Here is a 3,767-nt window from a genome sequence, read left to right on the forward strand (position 1 = left end):
TTGTTCGATTTTTTCACGTAGTTTTCGAATGTGGACCATAACAGTATTATCATCGCCATTATAGGCAGGCGCTCCCCAAACTTTTTCGTATATTTCTTCCTTCGAAAATACGTAGTTCGGATTCTCACAAAAGAAGAGTAATAGTTGAAAGAGCTGAGCGGAGCATTCGACAACATTACCATCTACTGTTAGTTCCGCAGAATGTTGATCGATTTCAAACCTTCCAAATGAAATGGAGTGTGTTTTTTGTTCTTGTATGCTTTGTTTCATATGTCTTCGGAGTTGAGCTTTCATACGAGCTACTACTTCTAGCGGATTAAATGGCTTCGTAATGTAATCATCCGCACCGTATGAAAATCCGGATACTTTATCTAAATCAGACGCTTTCGCTGTTAGGAAGAAGATAGGACAATCTGTCTTTTGGCGAATGATAGGACAAATATCGAAGCCGGACTGTCCAGGAAGCATCACATCTAAAATAATTAAAGCATATTCGTTTTGTTCAATGAGAGATAAAGCGATTTCAGCAGAAGTTGCGGTTGTAATATGAGAAAACCCTTCTTTTTCAAGAATGGTAGTTAGTAATTGTAAAATTGCTGATTCATCATCAACGAGTAGAATGTTTGCATGATACATATGAATCCCTCCTAATTTCCTCGAATATCATATCATCTTTTTGTAACTTATGGAATTTTTAAGGAAATTTTAAGGTTTTCTTTCACAAAAAATTAAGATTCAAATGATATGATAAAAGTAACATGGGGAGGAGATGAGTGTGAATCCGTTTCAAACGATGCGAGCTAGATATTTTTTAATTGTATTTGCACTATTAATTTTGATAGCACGAAGTAGTAATGAATTGCTAGAAAATACATTTCATATACAAAATTCTTCTTTTATAAATATTCTTATATTTTATATCCTTCCAATAATATGGCTCTTTTATGGATATAGAAAGCATCGAGTTTCATTTTCATTATTTATTAATAGAAACGAAACATTTAACCTAGTGCAAGTTTTTTATATCGCGATTATGCTATGTATTTTTAGTTACGGCTATCTTATTTTATACATGTACAGCTTTGCGTGGATTACACCAGATTTCATTATGAATGCCTTGCATGAACCGATTATAGATAGTACTGGGGGATATGTATATCAATTTATTATGGTTGTATTTATCGCGCCTATTGTCGGAGAGTTTGTTTTTCGAGGATTTTTACTACAGCGTTTTGCAGTAAAATGGGGTACTAGTATAGCGATGATCGTTGTAGCGCTTTTATTTGCTTGCTTACATGTTGATTTCCTTGGCGCAATCGTGTTTAGCATCGTACTATCAATCGTATATATTCGTACGAAAAGCTTACTCATGCCAATTGCTATTCATATGTTGAACAATGCGTTTGTGCTTAGTTCTTCTTTTCTAATAAGTAGAGAAAAGATAATGAGTTTTGCTGATTTTTCGAACTATACGACATTCTTTCCGGGATTAATTATTTTTATGGCAGGGTTAAACTTAGTACTCATCTTTTTATTTATGAATCGCAAATATTGGAGTAAAGAAGTGCCTGTTATATATGCGGAGAAGGAAAAGAGCTTTTCGAGCATAGTGGGAGATAAGTAAGGTAGGGAAGACGTTTGAGAAAATATTGAAGGAAATGATAGATTCCGCCTCTATTAGATATAAGTACTTTTCCATCAATAATGATACAGGAAATACTATTTTTCTTTTTATCGTGTTAGGGACATGAATAATAGTCAGCTTTATTGTAGAAGAAATGATGAAGTGCATCTTCAGACAGTATGTAAAAATGAAGAGAATTATGTTAGGGTTCATAAAATGATTGAGAAAGTAATAGGGCTTTTATTTTACGAAAACTAAATCATCATTAATTCGAAATTTGAAAGGGATGTATAAAATTATATGAATGAAACAATATCGTCAAATAAGTTTTTTTATTTGATTGTACTGAGTTTAGTATTGATTACGACAGTAAATGTTGTTCTTCGCTGGGAGGAAGCTTACTTTTTTATGTATTTAGCGCTCCATTTATTAGGGATTTTATGCATAACGGGCGGAGTAGTTGCTGAGAAAAAGCATGAAGAAAGTATTAATTATATGTGTGTGATGGGTCTTATTTTACTTTTAACTGTACAAGGTATTATGAAATATAGTTCTTTTTCTTTGCAAGATTTTAGTTTATTAATAGATGTGCTTCCTTAAGGAATAGAATGATATGTAAAAGTGGCTTGTTTGTAAGTACATTTCTTATACTAGATTATGAGCCGAAGAAAATATTTGAAAATAGGTGAAACTCTTCTTGTAATAGAAGAGTTTTTTTATGTAAATTGAACGAGCTAGAACAATTCTCACGATTAGCTTGTTCTAATTTTGAAAGTACGAACTTACAATAATAATAGACAGGCAGCATAGAGGAGGGAATAGCGTGAGGAAAGTTATTGGGTGGTCGCTTTTTTTGTACGTTGGGTTTGCATTATTTATATATTGGTATTTATTTGGATGGAGTCATGAACTCATTCCGGACATGTATAAAGGAACGAGGGCAGATCCAGAAACCTTTATGAATGCGAGAGAGCTTACGCTAAGCCAAGATTATTCGCGCGTGAAAAATTTACTGTTCTTTTTAGCGACGCCTCTTGAATGGATTATTTTATTGTTTGTACTCGTGCTCGGTATTTCAAAAAAGTTTGAGAAATGGTCGAAGGAAACGACCAAAATAAATGTCTTACAAGTTGCGATTTATTTCTTTTATTTATCATTACTGACAACAGTTCTTGCATTACCGATGCAATGGATCGGGCGTAAAGTGTCTGTTGATTACGGTATTTCCACGCAAAGTGCACAAAGCTGGATAAAAGATCATGTTATTGATTTTTGGGTGAATTATGCGACTATGTTACTCATTGTTACTGTTCTTTTATGGCTCATTCGTAAATTTCCAAAGCGATGGTGGCTAGCAGGATGGGCGCTCTCTGTACCATTTACGATTTTCTTAACGTTCGTACAGCCTGTTATTATTGATCCACTTTATAACGACTTCTCGACGCTGAAAAATAAAGAGTTAGAAACGAAAATTTTAGCGATGGCAGACAAAGCTGACATTCCTGCTAAACACGTATATGAAGTAAATATGTCGGAAAAAACAAATTCGTTAAATGCGTACGTAACGGGAATTGGCCTTAACTCTCGCATTGTAATGTGGGATACGACGCTTAAGCAATTAAAAGATAAAGAGATTTTATTTATAATGGCTCATGAAATGGGACATTACGTAATGAAACATATTTATTGGGGCGTTGCGAGCTATGTCTTGATATCGTTTATAGGTATGTATTTAATTAGTCGTATTATAAATATGTGTATTCGAAAATGGGGAGATACGCTGCAAATTCAAAAATTAGCATGTTTCTCAATTTTACCTTTATTTTTCTTAATTTCCTCGTTATTATCTTTTGCATCACAACCAGCAACAAACTACGTTTCTCGTATAGAAGAACGAGCGGCAGATCAATATGCTTTAGACATGACGAAAGATGGAGAGTCAGGTGTGAAAACTTTTCAATACTTATCAAAAACAAGTTTAAGCCAAGTAAATCCGCCTGCGTTAGTGAAATTTTTCTTATACACACATCCGCCAATTTTTGAAAGAATTCATACGTTTGAACAATATGAAAAACAGAAGAAGCAGTAGTGTACTGCTTCTTTTTATTATGGAGTATTCGAGTTTTGGAAAATTATAGTGTAT

At 33.7% G+C, this 3,767-nt stretch carries 4 protein-coding genes; 3 read left to right on the forward strand and 1 reads right to left on the reverse strand.

The genetic code is table 11. The annotated features are described in order from the left end of the window. A partial coding sequence (locus KI356_RS22490) for a response regulator transcription factor (protein ID WP_212936513.1) occupies positions 1-636 on the reverse strand: 636 nt, incomplete at its 3' end. A gap of 139 nt (positions 637-775) precedes the next feature. On the opposite strand from KI356_RS22490, the gene KI356_RS22495 reads away from it, so the two are divergent. From KI356_RS22495 to KI356_RS22505, 3 genes are all read left to right on the forward strand, one after another. Further along, entirely contained in the window at positions 776-1,624 is an 849-nt protein-coding gene (locus tag KI356_RS22495) for a CPBP family intramembrane glutamic endopeptidase (RefSeq protein WP_212936514.1), read from the forward strand. Positions 1,625-1,924: 300 nt separating this feature from the next. Beyond that, the gene (locus tag KI356_RS22500) at positions 1,925-2,224 is read left to right on the forward strand and encodes a hypothetical protein (RefSeq protein WP_001006056.1); all 300 of its coding nucleotides are present in this window, start codon (positions 1,925-1,927) and stop codon (positions 2,222-2,224) included. Between the two features lie 223 nt (positions 2,225-2,447). After that, the gene (locus KI356_RS22505) at positions 2,448-3,713 is read left to right on the forward strand and encodes a M48 family metallopeptidase (protein WP_212936515.1); all 1,266 of its coding nucleotides are present in this window, start codon (positions 2,448-2,450) and stop codon (positions 3,711-3,713) included. Positions 3,714-3,767: the final 54 nt, after the last annotated feature.

Origin of the sequence: Bacillus hominis, assembly GCF_018332515.1 — a bacterium.
Classification (GTDB): domain Bacteria; phylum Bacillota; class Bacilli; order Bacillales; family Bacillaceae_G; genus Bacillus_A; species Bacillus_A hominis.